Raw genomic sequence first — 21662 nt, forward strand, 5'->3', positions numbered from 1 at the left:
ACAGGCCACGCCGTCTCCACCAATATAAATCTCACCGATCGCCCCCAGTGGCACGGGTTCGCCATAAGCGTTCAACAAATAGAGGCGTGTGTTAGCGATTGGCCGACCAATCGGAAGCTTTGTCGTCCCTACCGGCATTTCAGTGATACGGTATGTCGTGGTAAAAGTCGTTCCCTCACTCGGCCCATAGCCATTCAATAACTGCTGAGGCGGGCTATTACGCAGGACCTGAGCGATCACATGCGGATTAAGCACATCCCCTCCGACAATCAAGATATTGATCTGTGGGAGAACCGGAGACAACTCCGCTGCCAGTCGGTTAAACAATCCAACCGTCAGCCACAAAACCGTAATCCGATGAACCTGTAAAGCCTGTACAAACGCCTGTGGTGTCAACAAGGTAGCGTGGTCGATGACCACCAGCGCGCCACCGTTGAGCAAAGGCGTCCAGACTTCAAAGGTACTCGCGTCGAAAGCCGGATTAGCGGTAAAGGCAATGCGGTCATCCTGTCCGGTTTCAGCATAACCATTATTGATAACCAACCGAACCACCGCACGATGAGGCACTACCACGCCTTTTGGTGTACCGGTAGAGCCAGAGGTATACATGATATACGCAGATCCGGTACTGGAAGCGGGTAAGTCAGGATTGAGGCAGTCTTCTTCCCTGATGGGGCTCATCTCGCCAGAGAGACGAAATAACGGAATAGCCAGAAGATCAGCCGGAATATCAGCCCACATATCGGTGAGCAGCAATTTGGCTGAACAATCTTTTATCAACCAGTTCTTCCGCTCGTCCGGTACGCCAGGGTCAATCGGAACATAAACAGCCCCCGCCTTGAGAATAGCTAACTGAGCCACGACCAGCTCAATGGATCGCTCTAACAAGATCGCAACATGCTCACCCGGATAAACCCCTTGCTCAATTAACTGACGGGCCAGCCGGTTAGCACGGATATTCAGCTCCGTATAACTGAAGGTTTGATCTCCCGCTATCAGCGCTGTAGCAACCGGCGTTTTCTCTACCTGCTGTTCAAACAACTGATGAATACATAACTGCTCAGGATACGGTGTTTCCGTCGCGTTCCAGGTTTCCAGCAATAACGCACGTTCCGTTTCAGGCAAAATATTCAGATCCCGTACCGGTGTTTCTGGTGCCTGCTCCAGCGCTTCTGCCAGACTGGTCAGCGCCTGCTGCATATAACCACATACCCGATCCGGCTCAAATGGCTGTACGACCTGCGCAGTCAGCCCCAGAGTAGAACCCCCGTCCTCTACCGACAGCACCAACGGATAGTTAGTCCGCTCCTGTTCACCCAGAAACTCGATACCCGGTACAACCTGATGTGGGATCAGCGGCTGCTCATTATGCCGGTAGTTCAACAGGGCACTAAACAGTGGCGTGCCACCCGCTACTCCACTGCAACGTTGGGCCTGCGCCAGTGAAGTATGCTCATAATCCAGTAAGCCGGCCAGCCGGGACTGTGCCAGCCGTACACTGTCGTGCACCGGTGTATCATCTATATCCAGTCGCAGCGGCAAGGTATTGATAAACAGCCCCATGCCGCTGTCAACCCCTTCCCCCGCCGCCATGCGCCCGAACAGCACAGTGCCAAACACCACTTTATTCTGCCCGCTGGCCCGTGACAGCACCTGCGCCCAGGCCAGATGACACAATGTTGCCACACTGACACCCAGACGTTTTGCCTGCTGACGAAGGCGGTTGTTTAACTCCGGTGATAACATCCGGTGCGATTGTGTGACCTGCGAACCATCACGATGCACCTCGGTCAGGCCAAACGGCAGTGTTGGCTCATCCACGTCAGCCAGCATGTCGGTAAAGAAACGGGTATGCTCTGCCTGATTGACATTCAACCGGGCCTGCGCCACCAGATTGCGGAAAGGCATCGGTACAGGCAGGTTGTCATTCTGTCCGGCAAGACAGGCCTGTACTTCGCGGTGCATCACTTCCATTGTCGTATGGTCGCCAATCAGGTGATGCTGTAATTGCAGCACATGCCAGCGGCCATCAGTTTCCTGCGCCACGGCTTCTTGTGCGACTGTTTCTTGTGCGACTGTTTCTTGTGCTATTACAAAACGCAACAATGGGGCCTGACTCAGATCAAAACGATACTGACGTGGGTCAAAACGGTGAGCCAATTGCTCACCCGCTGGCCCGTCAGCCGGATCCAAAGTCAGTTCAGTGACCGATAAAGGCGCTTGACGACAAACCACCTGCGCCGGTGCAGATAATCCCTGCCAGATAAATGCGGTCCGCAGGATATCATGGCGATTAACCACCTGTTGCACTGCCGCCAGATAGCGATCCAGCAGCGCACGGTCAGCAAAAATCATCGGATAGGCCAGCAGATAGGGGTCACCTTCCTTCGCCAGCAGATGATGGAACAAGATACCGTCCTGCAACGGTGACAGAGCATAGACATCCTGAATATTAGCGATCCCGCCCGGCACTTGTTCAACAATGTGATCAATCTCAGACTGGGTCAGATCAATCAGCGGCAACATTGCCGGTGTCAGCACGGTAGTTGCTGGAGTAATGACATTCGGCGGCACCACGACGGCCTGATGTTGTTCCAGTGTCCGGGCCAGTTCTGACAGTGTCGGGCATTGGAACAGGTTACGGGCGGCCAGTGTCAATCCCAGACTTTGCAGGCGTTCAATCATCCGTACGCCGAGCAAAGAGTGACCGCCCAGCGCAAAGAAACTGTCATGTCGGCTAATTTGCTCAATACCCAGTAATTCGCGCCAAAGGGTCGCCAGAACAATCTCTTTCTCTCCTAGCGGCGCTTCATAAACCTGACGGGCGAAGGCGTCCTCCCTCGGTGCCGGCAACGCCCGGCGATCCAATTTACCATTCGGCGTCAATGGGAATTCATCCAGACGCACAAAAGCCACCGGTACCATATAATCCGGCAACCGTTCACTCAGGTGTTCACGCAGGCGAGCGGCCAATCCGTCATTCTCTTGGGTCAGTACATAGGCAACCAGTTGTTTATCCTGTCCCTCCCCTAACGCCAGCACCACCGCTTCACGTATCGCCGGATATTCCACCAGTCGAGCCTCAATTTCCTCCGGTTCAATCCGGAAACCGCGGATTTTTACCTGCTGGTCGTTACGGCCCAGAAATTCCAGATTACCGTCCGGCAGATAGCGGGCCAAATCTCCGCTCCGGTACATACGCGCATTCGGTTTATCGCTAAATGGATCGGTGAGAAAGCGTTCAGCGGTCAGTTCAGGTTGGTTAAGATAACCGCAGGCCACACCGTCACCCCCGATATAAATCTCACCGGTCATCCCCAATGGCACCGGCTGACCATCAGTATCCAGCAAATAAATCCGGGTGTTGGCAATAGGCCGACCAATAGGAATAGAAGTCGTATCCGATGTTAATCCGTGAATGTGGTAAGTCGTGGTAAACGTGGTTCCCTCACTCGGACCGTAGGCATTCAATAACTTTTTGGGTGGGTTTTTACGCAGCACTTGAGCAATGATATGCGGATCGAGGACATCTCCCCCGACCAGCAGCATGTTAAGTTGAGGCAGCACTGGGGATAGCGCCTCCGCCAGCCGGTTAAACAGTCCGACGCTCATCCACAGGACCGTAATGCGGTGCGCCTGTAACGCCCGGACAAAATCCTGCGGTGTCAGCAACGTGGTATGATCAATAACCACCAGCGCAGCACCGTTGAGCAACGGCGCCCAGACTTCAAAGGTGCTGGCATCGAAAGCCGGATTCGCGGCGAAAGCAATCCGGTCACTGGGTTCAATGTCAGCATAGCCATTATTGATAACTAACCGGACGACAGCCCGGTGAGGCACGATGACCCCTTTTGGGATACCTGTCGAACCGGAGGTGTACATGATATACGCCGGCCCTGTACTGGCTCCCAATAAATCAGGATTGCGATGGCCTTCTGCCCGGATCGGTTCTGTCTCGCCGGTAAAACGGAACCGCGGGATAACCCATTCAGCCGGGATCTCCGTCTGCATATCCGTCAGCAGTAATTTGGCGGCACTATCGTTTATCAGCCAGTTTTTCCGTTCATCCGGTACGTTGGGATCGACAGGGACATAAACCGCACCAGCTTTAAGGATAGCTAATTGAGCCACCACCAGTTCAATTGAGCGTTCTAGCAGGATCGCTACATGGTCACCCGGGCAAATCCCCTGTTCAATCAGTTGACAAGCCAGCAAGTTGGCTCGGGCGTTCAGTTCCGCATAGCTCAGGCTCTGAGTCTCATCGATTAACGCGGTGGCAGTTGGGGTTTTCTCTGCCTGTTGTTCAAACAACTGATGAATACCTATATGGTCAGGGTATAGGGTTTCCGTGGCGTTCCATGTTTCCAGCAACCCTACTCTAAGGGCATTTTCCTTGCTGGTAATACTGTCTTTCATCTGCTTACTACCTCAACGAATCTATTGGATATTTGAAAACGGTTATTTCCAGCAACCATCACAAATGTTTTTCTTTTACGTTTCGGAGAAATAACAACGGGCCTACCGAGTATCGAAAGATACTCAGGCAATATTTTCTCTCAGGCGCTGGATGTCATAGACCGGCTAATAACTGCATACCCCAAAATGGGGTGACAATAATTTTCGGACAGAGGAATAAATGGTTTATTTGATAAACCGGAATAAGTTATTCCATTTTTTATTAATCGACGCTGAATTACATAACTAAATAGAAATAGATCTATTAATTATATCTACTGGTATGAGCACTAAGTCCCTGCTGTATTTTTCCCATTGAGAATTAATATTTGACTTAAATTTAGAGAGTGAATAATGTTTTTAGTCGTTAAACGGAGCAATGTAATCTGATATGGGTTTTCCTTTAAAAACGTTGTCGGCTTATCCATTTGCTGCTGCATCCAGAGCTTGGCTTTTTCTCCGGTTTCAGATTGCAGGGCTACAGTTACCCTTGCAATATTTCAGCATTCCCCTTCACAAAAAAAAGTTAATATTTATCAGTAACAATTAATTAACAACCCTCTGTTGCTGGTGGGTTTTATTCTATATAGGTATTTATTCTTACTATCTATTCTGCTCAGCTTAAGTTCTGCGTTATTTTAAAACTTCATCGTCCCAGAAATAACCATTTTTAGTTACCTATTGTTTCGTCATCATATTATTTACTATTATTATAATATTGATAGCCATTTTCATTTAAGTCTATATTATTTTTTATTATACATAGGTAAGTTTTTTAATTGCCTCTACCAAAAAACCTTTGCTTTAGCTATTGAATAAAATTTTCGATAAATACTTTTTTACCAACCGATCAGATCAACCCCTGGATTTATTTTCTTCAATATTGAAATTGGACGCACATCATTAATGCCAATAATAATCGGCATTCTATTTTTTTATCCAAAACTCACATTTCCTGTTTTTGCGGTAATATTACCTTTACCGTGCTGTGGATTCAGACAGCAATACGCCAGCATGGACAACCAGATTTTCTTTGTTAATGCGACAGAACCCGCAGGCTTCATTCATGATCTGATAATCGTCGCCAAACTCAATATCAGAAACACGAATGAAGCCTTTTTTCTATCTAAAATAGGCAGTTATTGCTTAAGACCCTGTATATGATGCCCCGATAAAAATAAACTCATATTAAAATGGAATCGCCGCTTTTAAGAAAAGTTGCGAACCCGCCGGGCGGTTATTCACTGCAAGGTCTTTTTGCCATTTCAGCGCGACCAGCCAACCTTTATCATTGGCATAACGGATAGAAGGGCCAAAACCAAACGCGCTCGCTTTACCCTGTGCTGAATTTGGCCCGCTGTCGCTGGTGATCTGCTGGAAAACATAACCTCCCAGCCCCACCACTAACCCGTTGCCGAATCCCCAACCCAACGCATAATCCGCATGGATCGCCTGACCAGAAGTGGTTTTGGTTTCTTTATTGCTGGAGTTGACGTCATACATCACTTTCAAATCGGCATTGATGCCATTGGCAGGAAAATAACTCACCGCCCAGACAGGCCGGATCGTCCAGTAATTTTTTCCCAGGCTGGAAGGATCATTGCGATCATAGTGACCTGTTGGTATGTTGACATCCAACCCAATGACATAGCCTAAATCAGGAGCGGGATGATACCCCAAGGCAGGGCCAAAGGTGATATCTCCGATTCCTTTGCTGTTGTTGTGCTTGCCAGCAGCGTCAGTGGTCACATCCAGTAACGGCACGATGGTATGGTAGGCCAGTTGACCACCCAAAACCTGCCTTTCCGTCACCCAAACCAATCTGGGAGCCAGAAGATTCACATTCACTTTGAAACCCGGTACAGGGATCAAATTACCGTGATTTCCCCTAAGCTTGTTATAGTGAATATTGCCACCATAAAACAGCGCATAAGTACCCGGAGGCGGTAAAGCACCAGCCAGATAATTATCCAAGCCATCAGGATAAGTACCCACACCGCCACCTTCTGCCGCCATTACCGAAGTGCTTATCAGTGATAAAGATAAAGTCAGTGATAAAGCCGCTGCATAAACAAGCTCTTTAAGTTTTATCGCCATATAACTCTCCTCTCTGTAAGAGATGAATCAATAATGAGTAAATTGAGTGGCTAATGTGCTCAGCGCCGCGCAAGCCGGCGGGCAACAAGATAGCCGGAAGTCCCGCTTAATCCGGGGCCGGGATGAGTTGAAGCCCCGATGTGAAATACATTACTGACAGGAGTTTGATGCGCCTTTGCGCCTTGTGAAGCAGCAAACGGACGCAGACAGAAAAATTGGTCGGGTGAGCAAATACCTGAATAGGGATCGCCACCTACCAAGTTACAGTTCAATGCCTGTAAATCCTGCGGAGAGTAAGATTTACGCCCCACAATGGAGGATGAAAAACCGGGCATCACTGTTTCCAAACGAGCCTGCACGCGATCCGCAACCGCTTCACGAACGGCTTCATTCCATCTGCCATCGGCAGGAATTGAAACCTCGCCCAAAGCATCGCCTTTCAAGTGTGTCGGCAATTCCTGCATTTGAATCCATAAAATCCAACCGCCGTTTGGAGCACGAGAAGGATCAAGGGCCGTTGGCTGCCCTATGCTCAATGTAGGATGGCTTGGTAGATAACCGTTATTTGCCTGTGCCACGGACAGACAGACCTGTTCCATGCTCTCCGTTAGATGGATAAGTGGCACATGGCGCAATTCCGGCTCACACCACGGCGGCGGCGCATTCAAGGCAAAGTGAATCTGCATTCCACCCCGCCCATAACGATAGTTCCGTGCCCGTTGCAGAACAGTTTCAGGCATGTTATCCAACAGATGACCATAAAGCTGTTGAGGGGTCACATTGCAAACCACCGCTTCACTTGCGTGATAAATGCTTCCCCCGGCTATCACGCCAGAGGCATAACACTTTTTCCCTCTTCTATGGGTGATGATGCGATCAACGTGAGCATGGGTAATAAATTGACCGCCATGTTGCTCAATAATCGCCTTAAGCGCTTCCACAATGCGAATACTGCCACCTTTCACCACAGGCATGCCTCCCGCAACCACCGCAGCAAAAGTAAGCTTGCAAATCAGGGCAGAGCTGGCATCATCCGGTCCCAACCCCGTATGCAGTACCCACGGCGCAATCAAAGCGCGGATGAAATCAGACTGTAATTCACGTTCAGCCCAACGCCGGAAAGTTTCCAGCGAGTTGCCGGCAAACTCTGCCAGCCCATCGATGCCACGTTTCCGCCATTCAGAGAACAGCAATTTCAGCATTCCTAAACCATAAGGATTCTGCCCCAACAGGCCAAAGACCAGCGCTGCATCATCATGGAGGATTTGCTGTGCCATGCGATTTAATGCCGCTCCATCTCCCATCGAAATTTCATCAAGCCGCAAAGCAGCAGCCAGTACACCCCGTTTTAAGGCAATTCCCTTGCCATTCGGTTGTACCAATCCGGTTGAATAATCACTTTGTATGAATTCCAAACCCGCCTTTTCCAAAGCGGGCTTGAGCACTTCATAAGCAGGACTGCTCAAAAACAGCGGATACCAACAAGAGAACACATCGTGGACATAACCGGGAAAAAGTTCTTCTGTGCGAATACAACCCCCCAGTACCGCATTCCGTTCCAGTACCAGGACGGATTTACCCCAGAGTGCCAGCAAGGCCGCACAGACCAGAGAATTGATACCGCTGCCAACGATAATCACTTGTGGCTTTGATACTGTCATGACTCCCCTCCGTAAAGGGATTCGACCAGAGCCAGAACACGCAGCGGGCTTCCCGAACCACCTTCAATTTTGAGAGGAGCGGCAATAATGACGGCGCCCGTTGGTGGCAGCAAATCGAGATTTTTCAGGCACTGCAAGCCGTATTTATTCGCCCCGTGCATCAAGGTATGGCAAGGATAAGCCACCGGCCATGCGTAGGATTGACCGGCATCTGTATTGATGGTTTCGACCCCGAACCCCCTGATATCACGCTCATGGATCAACCACTCTACAGCCTCTTGGCTCGGCCCTGGCGTGTGAGCCCCGTCATCGTGCATATTGAGGAAACGAATGGGATCATCTGCCCGCTTAGACCAATCCGTTCTGAACAGTAACCATGTGCCCGCAGGAATACGCCCATACCGCCCTTCCCAAGACTGTAAGAACTCAACCGTCAGTATCCAGTCGGGGTTTTGTGCCACTTGCCTGCTGGCATCCACGACCACCGCTGGCGCGACAAAGTTATGCAAGGGAATGGTATCGACCGTGTTATCGGGATGATCTTTACCACTGATCCAATGTATCGGGGCATCAAAATGCGTTCCTGTATGCTCACCACAACTGAAATTGTTCCAATACCAGGCCGGGCCATTCTCGTCATAGTGAGAAATACGCTCTGACTTGAATGACCAGACCTGCCCGAACTGTTCAGGTAACTGCAAGGCCGGAAAATGAGGCGTCAATGTTTGTGTGAGGTCGATAATATTCACATTCCCCTGATTTAACGCAGTGACAAACGCACTTAATGGACTTTTCATTAATAATGTTCTCCTGAATGTTTTCCCAACAAAAGAATGTTCTGACAAAAAACAACAGATTGATTTTTTTCATATTTCTCGAACATCATGCAGTACAGTAAACATACCGCCATGAAAAACCAGTGGCTTCCCTTCAATGCTGGCAATACGCTTCACGTGACCAATCATCAGCAAATGATCACCCAGATGCGTTTGTTGATGATTGGCACAAACCAAGGTCGCTATCGCTCCTCCAATCGAGGGAACCCCTTCCGGTGTTTCCTGTACGGGAATATCCCGAAATTTGTTTTCAACCCTCGGATTGGCAAAACGCAAAGCCAACTCTTGATGCTCACATCCAAGAATGCTGATCGTGAAATATTCACAATCACGGAAGGCGGGCAGATTGGGGGAGTGATTGACCAGGCTCCAGAGTACCAGCGGCGGCTCTAATGAAAGTGAAGCAAATGAGTTGATGGTCAATCCCACATTGCGCCCGTCAGCAGTACGTGTCGCAACAATCGCAACGCCTGTTGGATAATGACCCAAAAGTGTGCGCAACGCCCTTGCTTCAAATTCAGTTGCCCCCCACTCGGTATCAGGCAACGGTATCTGACTACTCAGGATATTCAAAGTCATGACAAGTTCCCCGCTCAGGCTCTGGTTTTTTCAGCCATCTGTGAATTAAACCGCAGTGAATTTACCCTCTGTGCATGAATGTATTCTTCACAGGCGTGATTGTCTTTCCACCACGGGAACAACACGGGAGGATGATCGAAAGCATTAGCAAGCGTGCTGGCAAGTGCCGGCAATTGTTGGGCGGCTCCCAATAAATGTAAAATATGTGGCTCTGGCGGAATAAGCAGGCTATTTGTCCATTCCACAACATGATGACCATATTTCCAGAACTGTTCGAAGGTGTCATTCATCCATTCTGCCGTAAAGGGCTTGTCACCGTGGGCAATAATGGCCTCGTAATATACTTTGCAGGCTTTAGTTGCATTATTGGAGCCTTGTCCGGTCAGCGGATCGTTTGTGACGACCGCATCCCCCAACCCAAAAACCAGACGACCAGAAGGTAATGTTAATACCGGTTTGCGCACCACTGGTGCAAAGCACCCCGCCAGAGTACCATTTTCATCGGTAAGCTCTACCTGCTGACAACGTTCAGCTTCCCACGGCATAAAAGTCTTGAGGATTTGCTTGCTGTAGGCCAGATGCTCTTGTGGCGTTCTGACCTCTCGCCAGCCATCCATTACCCCTCCGGGAATACCTTCAAAAACCATGATGTCACAGGGACCATTCAGCGTCAGGGCAGGAAAAACAAAATACTCTCCCACCCCCGGAACCAGGTTAAAAGAAACACGGGAGTATTCAGGCGTTGGCAGCATGCCATTGACATAAGTCAGTGCCAGTGCGCGTTGGGGGGCATCAAAAGGAGAACGTGAAGCGTCACGCTCCAGTAATTTCACAATATCTCCTTTTCCTCCCGCCAGAATAACCAGCTCATGGCGGGCAGCTAATTGTTCCAGTTCAATGATCCCCACATCGTTGATTTCCAGATTACCGCCACGGGCAGCGAACTGTTCCATCCAGAAAGGCATCTTGATACGTTGATCGACAGCCTGCGCGTATTTGTCCAGCCGGGCACTCCATCCAATCGCCTTCTCATCAGGAATGTCAGGATGGGGAACGGTAAAACCGATGCCTTCAACGGGCGGGCACTGCGTTTCCCACTGATTCAGTCCTAAATCACGTTCAAATTGTAAAGAGGAATCGAACATACACTGGCTCGACATGACCCGACCATTGCGAATATCATCGGGAGTGCGATTGGTAACAACCGTCACCTGATAGCCCTTGTTCAGCAGACCAAGGGCCAAAGGCAGTCCAGCTTGACCACCTCCTACGATAGCTATACGGCGCATAATATTTTCCTCTTTCATTTTTTTTCGGATTTCGGAACTAAAATTATTTCGTCCCGCTATGCCAATTGTCCGGGGTGCCTATTCCGCCCACTTATTCCGCCAAGCGTGGAATGGCAGGTTTTGCCTGCTCAGGCCCCATTGCTGAATAGCCGCCATCAACGGCGTAATCCGCCCCTGTCACAAAACTGGCTGAATCAGACAGGAGGAAGGCCACGACTTGAGCGATTTCTTCGGGATCGCCCACACGACCAAGCAAGTGATAATCGGCGGCAACCGCATCGGTTTTCTGGCGATTGCCCTGAGTCAGCTCATCCATGACTCGTGACCACGTCCAACCCGGTGAAACGGAGTTAACACGGATGCGATCGGCGGCATAATCCATTGCCATGCTGCGGGTGACTTGTAATAAAGTGGCTTTTGAGGCGGGATATAACCAACGACCAGTCTGGGCAATAGCGGAGGAAATACTGGTGAAATTAACAATGGCTCCACCGCCTGCGGCAATAAGGTAAGGACGCACAAACTGAGCCGCCCTGACAGCGCTGACCACATTGGTATTCAAGGCTGTCAGCCATGTTTCACGGTCGGCATTGGCGCCGCCATCCAGATAAGTTGCTGCAAGATTGACGAGATAATCCAGACGGTCGTAATAAGCAACGACTTCATGTACTCCCTGAGATAGTTGTTTGTCGTCAGTAATATCAACATGCCAGAAACGGATGGATTCGGGTTGGAGGCTGGCGGCGTTTTTCCCGCCTTCCTGATCAATATCAAAAATCGCGACCTTAATCCCATATTCACTCAATACTCTGGCAACGGCTGTGCCTATTTTGGTGGCCCCGCCAGTGACAATAGCGACTTTATCGTTTAAGCCCTTCATGAGTGCTCCCCTTTTGCCGTATATGCCCACCATGACTTTTGCCCATCATCAATCATTACTCTGGGCTTAATGGCTGGCGAATACGTAATACGATATGTAATTAGGGAGTCATCATTACGTGAAATATAAAGGTTCAAGTAGCCGCTATATGCAGAAAAGATCCATTCAGTGCAGGTATATCATGAATATTTTAAAAAGGATAAAATTCAGAAAAAGAGTGAATTTATTATTCGGTAATAGCCAGAAATGGTTTAACCACTCGTCAAATCAGATAGGTTTTTCTCTAAAAAAGCATAGAACATATTAACCACTCCAAAAAATAAGGCGCATTCAATATCATTGAATGCGCCTTGCTTTTGTGTGTGCCTGAATTATTTTTTAGCCAAGCTTGTTAATTAAAACCGATATCCTACACCGATATTAAACCCATTGATGTTATGACGTTCATCATAATCTTTTATTGATGATCCTTCATAGCCAGCATAAAGGCTGAGGTTTTGAATTGGGTTAACCTCTACGCCGGCACCATAGGCCAGATTGGTCGATTTTCTATTTACCTTCATGCTACTATGAGTTTCTTTTCCATATTCTTTCTTAATTTCATTAACAGATGCATCAACTTTTGAATGTGAAAAGCCCAATAAACCATATACACTCACATAATCATTAATACGGTAAGCAGGCCCTGCCATAAATGAATAATACTTCATATCAATATTAGCTTTTCCAGAATAATTCACGCCATTGTAATGACCACCTTCATCACCTTTCATATAAGTAAATGAACCAACAATGCTGACAGGGAAATCCATCTCATAACGGTAGTGAAGGTTCACCCCACGAATATTCTTAAAATTTTGAACCTTACTTTGTGCATAACCTACAGCGACAGTATTCGAATCCGCATAAGCCAATGAACCATACATAAAACCGGATACGGCTAAAGTTGCAAGAAACGTTTTTTTCATCATCATAACTAATAATTACCCTTCATGTTTATTAACTATTTAAAGTATAGATAGTTTTTGTAGGATGCTTAGGTAAAATGCAATAAATTTGAAAAAATAGAATTATTGACGATGGAGAGTAATCATTACTTATAGAAATTACATCTTCAAAAAATAAGTGAACTTTTATTTTCAATGGATATCAAATTGATATCTAAACATTTATTTTTGATATTGATCCATTACATTATATTTTTGTAAATTAGACACAAATTTTCTTCCGGTTTATTAAGTTAACAATAATATTTAATATTATCATTCTGTTTATATTTTCAAAATAAAATCACTTTATTAATACCAGCAATACCAAATCAATTTCACCCTGCAATTCACTAAAGGAAATGACAATGAAATTAGAAACGCTATCCATCCATGCCGGTTACTCACCTGATCCCACAACCAAATCCGTTGCTGTGCCAATTTATCAAACAACTTCCTACGCCTTTGATGATTCCCAACATGGCGCTGATCTGTTTGATTTGAAAGTTGAAGGCAACATTTATACCCGCATCATGAATCCGACCAATGATGTACTGGAAAAACGTGTCGCCGCTTTAGAAGGAGGAGTTGGTGCGCTTGTGGTTGCTTCTGGCATGGCGGCAATCACCTACGCTATCCAGACGATTGCCGGTCTGGGAGATAACATTGTCTCTGTAGCGAAATTGTATGGTGGAACTTATAACCTGATGGCGCACAATTTCCCACGTATGGGGATCGAAACACGTTTTGTTGATCATAACGATCCCGCAACCATTGAAGCGATGATTGACGAAAAAACCAAAGCGGTCTTTTGCGAATCTATCACCAACCCAAGCGGGAATATCGTTGACATTCAGGCATTGGCTGATATTGCCCATCGGCACGGTGTACCTCTTATTGTCGATAATACTGTCGCAACACCTTATTTATGCCGCCCGTTTGAACATGGCGCAGATATCATTATCCACTCCCTGACCAAATATATTGGAGGCCACGGAACGTCGATGGGCGGAATGATTGTCGATTCAGGCAAATTCCTTTGGGCAGAGCATCAGGATCGCTTTGCGGTTTTAAATACTCCGGATCCGTCATACCACGGAATAAACTATACCGAACATTTTGGTGCCGCGGCTTTTATCGCCCGCTGTCGTGTCGGGCAACTGCGTAGCACTGGCGCAGCATTATCTCCTTTTAATGCTTTCCTGATCTTACAGGGCCTTGAAACATTGGCGCTTCGTATGGAACGCCATACTGAAAATGCCCTGACCATTGCGCAGTATCTGGAACAACATCCTCAAGTTTCCTGGGTTAAATATGCAGGCTTGCCATCACATCCTGAGCATGATTTGGCTATCCGTTATATGAATGGGAAACCTTCTGCCATTCTATCCTTCGGCATCAAAGGCGGGGAAAAAGCAGCTGTACGCTTTATCGATGCCCTGCAACTGATCGTACGTTTGGTCAATATTGGTGATGCAAAATCACTGGCTTGTCATCCGGCATCCACAACTCACCGTCAATTGAATGATGAAGAAATGGAAAAAGCGGGAGTGTTGCGCGATCTGATTCGCCTATCTATCGGCATCGAACACAGCGATGACATTATTGCCGATCTTGCACAAGCTCTGGATGCAGCAGAATAATTTTCAATATTATTTATTAATTTAATAATAAACCATCGATATCAATATTTATTGATATCGATGAAATAATAAAAAAGATGACACTCATCATAAAAAATAAAAAATTATCAGGAAACCAACATTTATTATTGATAAGTTAATTAACCCAATATTAAAAACACAAGGAAGTTTCAGTCATGAATATAGATATATATCAGGTTTTATCATTAGCAGCCTACGGGAATGCTTATCTATCAGGAGAAAAATCTGAACTCTATTTTCCTGAGCATGTTGCTTTTAGGTATTGCAAATTCGTTAAATTTATTGATCTGCAAGAAACTCATAATCAGTGGATTGAAGTAGACTTTGCCGATAATCCCATTTCTTGGTTTGAAAAATTAAAATCAGATGGTGTGATACAGTTACGTACATGTTATGTCCCTGTCAACAATAATGGAAGCAAGGCTGACAGAAGCTCTGCTGTATTCATTGGTGGTAGCGGACGTTGGTTATTAGAAGCAGTTAAAACTGGTCATTCGGATTTTTGGGAGTCTAGGTTAGAAACCGGAAATACTCAAGAAGACAACCTCTTACGTTTTACTTATGGTCGCGTATACAAAGATGCACATAGACCTGAGCGGTATTATCCTGCTCTCCCAGAAATAAAAGAAATTAAACTTAATCTTAAAGAACAATTAGAAGCAATTAGTGCTTTCGCCTATAAGAATGATCATGGCAATTTTGGTAATTGGTTTGATAGAGGAATAAAAGCCTTATCCGTCAAACCCGATCACAATGTAAATGGTAGTGAGATATTTCCTGATAACTATGCCCCTGAAGAATATCAACAACTCATGCATGCCTGTTTAGAATCATGGTGTTTCGGGGGTATGGGAACATGGAATGATATTTCCTTTGATGATAAAGACACTCAACAAGAGTATGAATTACTTTCAGACAAGCTATTTGAACTCATTCATATTGCACTGCTTGTTGCATCAAATCCTTGGCCAAGGCCATAACCGCAAAAAATTTCATTACACGGATACATATTACAAACAAAGATGCAGTAGCTGCTTCCTCCATTCTGGGCAGGAATTTACGACATTTTTCGCAAAAAATAGGGCTGAATAACACCAGCCCTCAACTATTCAATAAAATATTAAGCCTTAAACGTGATCCATGACTGGATTAGTCTCGCTTATATTACCCCAATACCCAATCTTCAAGTCTTAACCCCGATACTCGTTCAAATTCACGGGTGTTATTTGTCACAAGTACCATACCCAATGAGCGGGCATGACCTGCAATCATACTGTCATAGGGGCCGATAGGTGTTCCGTTTTTTGCCAATTCAGCACGAATCTGTCCGGTATGGACAGCCGCATCAAAACCATATGTCATGACTTCTAAACGTGCAGCGAATCCCTCAATAATATCCAGATTCTTTTTAAGATTCGCTGATTTTTCTGCGCCATAAATCAACTCCATCAATGTGACAGAACTGATGCAAAGCTGACCATAATGTTGGTAAAAAGCTTCTCTGACTTTCTGTGGTTTGTTCTTGATAGTATAAATACAAATATTAGTATCAAGCATATATTTAATCATCAGAATTCTTCCCTGATCTGTTCACTTGGCTGCTGTCTATCAGTCATAAAATCAGGGGTAACATCTTCGCCATCAAACCAACTATCCCATCCTTCACCTGCCGGAGTTATGATGCGGGTTCGACCAATAGCAATAATATCAACATGTTTTACGTCTTCCGGTAAAGCAACAGCTTTTGGCAAGCGTACCGCCTGACTTCGATTACTTTTAAAGACTGTTGTTTTTTCCATACTGACCTCCGAAATCAAGTTTTCTGATTAAGTTCGTTGAAAAGCATAGCCCTTTCATGGGATATGTCAATGGGATATACCTAACTTTATTTGTTTTAATTTTATTCAAAAACGGGGATACCCTACCAAACTGGTTCCCTTACTTTGCCCAGGAATACGTTTTAATACATATCTATACCCAATGGATTTCAAGTTGCGTCGCGGTGGCAAGGGAACGAATCCCCCGGGAGCATAGATAGTTAACCTATTCCAACTTCTTTAAATCATTGCCTGATTGCCCAAACTATCCCTTTTTCCTGATAATCCGACGGCGTTTATTAAACAGATCCGGCGATATTGCCTGTGATACACACTGCCATTCAATTTTATCTACATTGACGCCCTGTTTGGCGAAATAGTCCGTCAAGGTGGACTGGCATTGTTGAAGGATCGCAATATCGCAATCTCCTTCCAAGCGCAGTAATAAATCCGTCTGTGTCAGCCGATAATCACTCGTCAGTGGCAATGTATTGGCAATAATCCGCGAACAGGGATCGGCAAAAATACTCACGTTTCCGCCATCATGTGCTGGCAAAATCAGCTGATCATCACTGCGCCCTTCAATACGCTCTATCGCCAATGCCGGATTGCCACAAGCACACGGAGTTTTCTTTACTACCAAAATATCGTCAAGCTGATAACGCACAATAGGTTGAGTTTCCCGCGTGAAATCCGTAATGATCGGGTTAAAACGTGATTCATCGATCCATTTCGGCTCAATATGAAGAAATTCTTCGTTAAGATGTAGCGTTCCATGTGGGCAAGTACACGCCAGAAAACCTTCCGTTGCCTGATAAACCTCTCCCACTTCCCGAAATACATTCTCTAATAATTGGCGATCTTGTGGTTCCAGCACTTCTGCCGCCGAAATCACTTTCGTTGGCGATAATGACACCTCTCCTTGCTGGATCTTCAATGCCAGCGCCCGCAAAATCTGAGCGGGAGCAACAACGATAGTGGGCTGGTATTCCACCAGCGCTTGCACCTGCTGATTAAAGTCAGCAAACAAATCAAAAAAACGGAAAGATATCCAACGATTCTGCACACTATCGTAAAGGTTATTTCCCGCCCGTAAAAACAGTGCAACACGCTCTCCGTGAAATAAACCGTTTGGCAGCATCTTGGCAAGCATCGTGCCCGCCCAAATGCTCCGCTCTTTAGGGCTGATAACAAAAATACCCCGCTGTCCTGACGTCCCCGACGACATCCCGACACTGTATTTACCCACCGTCGGCTTAAAATTTCGTGACTGCTCACTCAACCGCGCGCATTCCAGCAATTCATCACGCTTAAGACCCGCCGTATTCATCTGGTCGAAGTTTTCCATCATGATGGCTTTATTCATCAGCGGATATTCCGCCAACGGTAAATCAGCATATGAGGCAAAATAAGGACTTTTCGTCAGCACATTGCGCCGAAATGACGCTAATTCCCTCGATTGATGCTGTTCAAGCTGCTGGCGGCTGGAAAATTTCCATTGTTTCCTGGCGCGCCAATAGTACCAAAGCGTTTTGAGTATCATTCCAAATCTCCCTCATGACATAGCTGGATAGGAACCTGCTTTTGGTCAATCTGGTGCAGCTTATTTAATGTCTCATAATAGGCACGGCTATCATCCATAATGATATTTGCCAACCGTGCCGGCCCACGCAATTCACGATAGTTACTCGGTGACCATGCCGCATCGCCCGCCAACACTATCCAGCCTTGTTCAGTCAATACACAGAGGCCAAGATGCCCCGCCGCATGACCGGGCAGCGGTACAATAAACATCTGTTTCTGGCTATCCGGCACGGCATACCCTTCGCCCAATACCGCCAATTCTTCTGGCAACGGACAAGCTTCAAACCCTTCATAAAAACTGACTCTGGATTCAAAATTTTCAGGAATTAATCCCCGTACAAATGCCCTTTTCAGCGCAGCAATACCCCGTAAATTGCGGGTCTGCTGCCAGCCTTCTCCCGAACAGATAAATTTGGACTGAGGAAAATCCCGCAATCCAGCAATATGATCGCCATGAAAATGAGAAATGATGATGCCATCAATATCATGGGATTGAATGCCTTCCTCTTTCAGTTGCATCACCAACGAATCTTTGGTGTCAAAATAGACCGGCGTGACAGTACGATAAAACCGAATAACCCCACTGCGGGTATGATCGTAAAAATGGCTGGCATATCCGGTATCAAGCAGCCAGCGCTTGTCATTGCACTCCAACAGCCACGCGCGGGCAGGAAATTTACATACGCGGAGACTTGCACCTTTTAATGCCACGCAACCGGGATGGGTACAATATCCCACTTCAAAAACACGCATCTTAACCATTTTAACCCGCCTGCTTGTCTATCTGTTTCAACCAATTGGCTGTTAAATGAATGCCTTCCTCCATGGTATAAACCGGCTCATAGCCCAGTTCATCCCGTGCCTTTGAATTATCCAGCGTCATAGAGTAATAGGCCGCACCAATACCGTAACGCGTCAATAACGGCTCTTTCCGGGTGAGCATTGCAATGCCTTCCAACACCGCCGCAAGCCCATATAAAAGTGAATAAGGCAATGATTTAATTCGATAACCAAACTTCATCTCGTCAAATAACTGCCCTAATGTTTTTGCCAATGGCTGTGGCTGTTGATTGGTAATGTTATATATCGCCCCACTTTGCAACCCTTCCCGATGAGTCGCCAATGACATCGCATGGACGACATTCATGACATAAGTGAGATCCAAAGCATTCTTCCCGCCCGCAGGCAAGACCATGACTCCCTTGCTGGCCTTAACTTGTGCCATCAAGCGTGGCAACAACACTCTGTCATGCGGGCCAAATAGCCCACGAGGACGCAGAATAATATACGTAGTCTCAGGATAACGGCGAATCAGTCGGAGTACGCATTCCTCTGCCAGGAATTTCGTTCGGGCATAATCATTTGCGAAACGCTGGCTACGTTGATTTTCAGTTATGTGCTGTTGGTGCGAGAAATTAAAATATACGGCAGGGGTGGAAATATGAACAAACCGCCGGATACCGCATATTCCCGCCGCTTGTGCCAACATAGACGTTGCGCTCAAATTGATGCGTTCAAATTCATCAGGATCGCCCCAGGGAGAGGATTTGGCGGCACAATGCCAGACCGCATCACAATCTGACATCAACTCAATAGCCTCATCCACGGTTAAGGTTTCCAATTCGGCACAGCGAAACTCCGCGCCCAATTGAATCAATACCTCTCCCGCCGGCTGATCACGTCCGGTTGCCACAACCGACTCCCCATGTGATAACAGGTAATCAACGGCATTACGCCCTAAGCCACTTGTTGCACCAGTTACAAGAATTTTCATGGTTTCAGAATCATCTCACTGAGTGAAAGCCCGGCCGCCGTACCAAGCAACATCACATAATCACGGCCATAATAGCGATCCGTCATAATGGCTTCGTGCAACGCAGTGGGAATCGATGCCGCAACCTGATTGCCACGATAACGATAGATATTCACAAATCTCTCATCTTTGATATTCAGCCGCTTACGGATATGTTCCAATCCCAAATGACTGGCTTGATGGGGGATCACAGTATCAATATCGGACATCTTAAGGTCAGCACTCGCCAATACGCGCTCTGTAAAACCTTCAATTAACGAAGCTGTCAGTTTAAACAATGGCCGACCCTGCATCTGGAACAGAAAATCCTTATCTTCCATGCCGGTACGGAGATTCCTGCGGGTTCCTCCAGCGCGGATTTCACATAATTCAAGGCCTTCTGGATAAGTTTCATGTTTATAGGTAACAATCCCACTTTTTCCATCCCCTCTTTCAACGATCATACAGGCCGCACCATCACCAAAAATCAATGAGGATTCTTGATGTGACCAATCAATGCCACGGGAAGCCATCTCCGCAGAAACAATTGCAATACGTCGATACTGTTTGGTTGCCAATAACCCTGCTGCAATATCCAAAGCGGAAACAAAACTAACGCAGCTTGCATTAATATCAAAACAGGCGGTTCCTGCCTTTAATTGGCTCTCTTTCAAAATATGCGCAGCAGAATAAGGCAAAGCCTGGATAGGTATTGCAGAAGCCGAAATCAATAAATCAATCGAATCCGGCGAAATTTGGTGTGTTTGTAAAGTATTATGCAATGCCTCTACCGCCAATCTGGCCGGAGAGGCTTCATAATCAGAATGGTAACGATATTCAATTCCCGAATGCTTTTGTACAAATCCACTCGGTTTATTTAATTTCAGATCTAAATCGGATGAATACACCTTATGCTCAGGCAAAGCAGTTCCAGAGGCAATGATCTTTAATGGGATCAATTCGTTTGAGTTTTTCATTTTTTTTATTACTTCCGAATGTTAATTTTTTGTTTAAATATATTGTCAGAATATGAAATGAATTCTGAGTATAGGGTTTGAATCAATTTAGTATTTATCAGATAGCTGATTAAACAGGAAGTAGATATTTATGATACATCATAATACTAAATTGAAATATCGATTACAGATGCATGAAAAATAAAAAGTTTTACCCATTAACCATTTCAATGCCATAAATTTTTTTTAATGAAAAAAATGTATTATGAGATTTAATCATAGTGTTTGTTGTGTTTATGTAAATCAAAAATTAACATTACCTTACAAGTAAACTCACTTGATTTAATCATTAAAAATAGTCATTTTTGTTTTTATTTCATAAGTAATTAATGCATATATAAAAATCCTAGAGATATCGTTTAAATATTAACCTGATATTTTTGCTTGTTCTTAAATAAAAGAAAATTATCGGTTCACCAACACATATATCTTTTAAAAGTAAAAATACTTAGTTTAATCCTCTGAATAAAAGCAACCTGTTTAGAAGAATCACGTCGTTAAATAACATGCTATTTTACTTCTTATTTCTATTTTTCCATATCCCATTTTTTGCTGCGCTTAAAATCAAAACGCGCGACAGCCGCCTGTAAGATTAGCTGACACAATGTGCCAATCACAATTGCCGTCAATACTCCCGCCACAAGATCGATAAATAAATGCCGCCGTAACTGAATGATAGAAAAACCGATCAACACGCCCCACATTAACCACAACAGTCGCCTGATCTTTTGCTGTTTTTGCCAAAGAACATAGACAGATAATACCGTCAGTGAAGCATGTAACGAAGGCAGACAGTTTTGGGCCGAATCTATCGTGATCAAGTGAATCAGCATACGATCGGTGATTTTGTCACCCACAATAGGTGGATAATCGAGAGTAGTGGGATAGAACAAATGTAAGCGCCTAATTAACCCCACATACCTGACTGGTTAATCTTTTGTCATAGTGTGTTTTCTTTTATTGAGAAGGGGAACCACCATGACATTGACTGAAAAACAACAGCACT

Annotated in this window: 16 protein-coding genes and 1 pseudogene; 2 read left to right on the top strand and 15 right to left on the bottom strand. The window is 45.9% G+C overall.

Annotated features, from left to right (window positions below):
• The 8 genes and pseudogenes from AAC854_RS16175 to AAC854_RS16210 all read right to left on the bottom strand — a co-directional run.
• Positions 1–4386: pseudogene (locus tag AAC854_RS16175) on the bottom strand (amino acid adenylation domain-containing protein); the annotation flags it as partial.
• A gap of 1257 nt (positions 4387–5643) precedes the next feature.
• Complete coding sequence (locus tag AAC854_RS16180; protein WP_340618018.1) at positions 5644–6552, bottom strand: SphA family protein; 909 nt, start codon at positions 6550–6552, stop codon at positions 5644–5646.
• Positions 6553–6611: 59 nt separating this feature from the next.
• The gene (locus AAC854_RS16185) at positions 6612–8213 is read right to left on the bottom strand and encodes a phytoene desaturase family protein (protein WP_340618019.1); all 1602 of its coding nucleotides are present in this window, start codon (positions 8211–8213) and stop codon (positions 6612–6614) included.
• Positions 8210–9010, bottom strand: coding sequence for a cyclase family protein (locus tag AAC854_RS16190; protein WP_273547392.1), 801 nt, complete (start codon positions 9008–9010; stop codon positions 8210–8212). The genes AAC854_RS16185 and AAC854_RS16190 overlap by 4 nt, the downstream gene beginning before the upstream one ends.
• 69 nt (positions 9011–9079) lie before the next feature.
• A complete protein-coding gene (locus AAC854_RS16195) occupies positions 9080–9628 on the bottom strand; it encodes a flavin reductase family protein (RefSeq protein WP_340618020.1) in 549 nt (182 codons plus the stop codon).
• A 14-nt stretch (positions 9629–9642) separates the two neighbouring features.
• Positions 9643–10917, bottom strand: coding sequence for a styrene monooxygenase/indole monooxygenase family protein (locus AAC854_RS16200; RefSeq protein WP_340618021.1), 1275 nt, complete (start codon positions 10915–10917; stop codon positions 9643–9645).
• A 91-nt stretch (positions 10918–11008) separates the two neighbouring features.
• Positions 11009–11797 (bottom strand): SDR family oxidoreductase, encoded by a 789-nt coding sequence (locus tag AAC854_RS16205; protein ID WP_340618022.1) that lies wholly within the window; start codon positions 11795–11797, stop codon positions 11009–11011.
• 395 nt (positions 11798–12192) lie between these two features.
• A complete protein-coding gene (locus AAC854_RS16210; RefSeq protein ID WP_340618023.1) occupies positions 12193–12771 on the bottom strand; it encodes an Ail/Lom family outer membrane beta-barrel protein in 579 nt (192 codons plus the stop codon).
• Positions 12772–13151: 380 nt separating this feature from the next.
• Between AAC854_RS16210 and AAC854_RS16215 the strand changes: the two genes are divergently transcribed.
• Both AAC854_RS16215 and AAC854_RS16220 read left to right on the top strand, forming a co-directional pair.
• Positions 13152–14426, top strand: a complete 1275-nt coding sequence (locus tag AAC854_RS16215; protein ID WP_340618024.1) for a bifunctional O-acetylhomoserine aminocarboxypropyltransferase/cysteine synthase — start codon at positions 13152–13154, stop codon at positions 14424–14426.
• 176 nt (positions 14427–14602) lie between these two features.
• A complete protein-coding gene (locus tag AAC854_RS16220; RefSeq protein ID WP_340618025.1) occupies positions 14603–15427 on the top strand; it encodes a hypothetical protein in 825 nt (274 codons plus the stop codon).
• 184 nt (positions 15428–15611) lie between these two features.
• On the opposite strand, the gene vapC is transcribed toward AAC854_RS16220, so the two are convergent.
• The 7 genes from vapC to AAC854_RS16255 form a co-directional block, all read right to left on the bottom strand.
• Complete coding sequence (gene vapC, locus AAC854_RS16225) at positions 15612–16016, bottom strand: type II toxin-antitoxin system tRNA(fMet)-specific endonuclease VapC (protein ID WP_047965065.1); 405 nt, start codon at positions 16014–16016, stop codon at positions 15612–15614.
• Positions 16016–16246, bottom strand: coding sequence for a type II toxin-antitoxin system VapB family antitoxin (gene vapB / locus AAC854_RS16230; protein ID WP_047965064.1), 231 nt, complete (start codon positions 16244–16246; stop codon positions 16016–16018). The genes vapC and vapB overlap by 1 nt, the downstream gene beginning before the upstream one ends.
• 283 nt (positions 16247–16529) lie before the next feature.
• Positions 16530–17807 (bottom strand): F390 synthetase-related protein, encoded by a 1278-nt coding sequence (locus AAC854_RS16235; protein ID WP_340618026.1) that lies wholly within the window; start codon positions 17805–17807, stop codon positions 16530–16532.
• Positions 17804–18610: an MBL fold metallo-hydrolase gene (locus AAC854_RS16240; protein ID WP_273547403.1), complete on the bottom strand. Its 807-nt coding sequence runs from the start codon at positions 18608–18610 to the stop codon at positions 17804–17806. The genes AAC854_RS16235 and AAC854_RS16240 overlap by 4 nt, the downstream gene beginning before the upstream one ends.
• Position 18611: 1 nt before the next feature.
• A complete protein-coding gene (locus AAC854_RS16245; RefSeq protein ID WP_340618027.1) occupies positions 18612–19622 on the bottom strand; it encodes an NAD-dependent epimerase/dehydratase family protein in 1011 nt (336 codons plus the stop codon).
• Positions 19619–20617, bottom strand: a complete 999-nt coding sequence (locus AAC854_RS16250; protein WP_340618028.1) for a 3-oxoacyl-[acyl-carrier-protein] synthase III C-terminal domain-containing protein — start codon at positions 20615–20617, stop codon at positions 19619–19621. Before AAC854_RS16250 ends, AAC854_RS16245 begins: the two co-directional genes overlap by 4 nt.
• Before the next feature lie 566 nt (positions 20618–21183).
• On the bottom strand, positions 21184–21549 hold the full coding sequence (locus AAC854_RS16255; RefSeq protein WP_340618029.1) for a phosphatase PAP2 family protein: 366 nt from the start codon (positions 21547–21549) through the stop codon (positions 21184–21186).
• Between the last annotated feature and the right edge of the window lie 113 nt (positions 21550–21662).

Origin of the sequence: Xenorhabdus entomophaga, assembly GCF_037996725.1 — a bacterium.
GTDB classification, from domain to species: Bacteria; Pseudomonadota; Gammaproteobacteria; order Enterobacterales; family Enterobacteriaceae; genus Xenorhabdus; species Xenorhabdus khoisanae.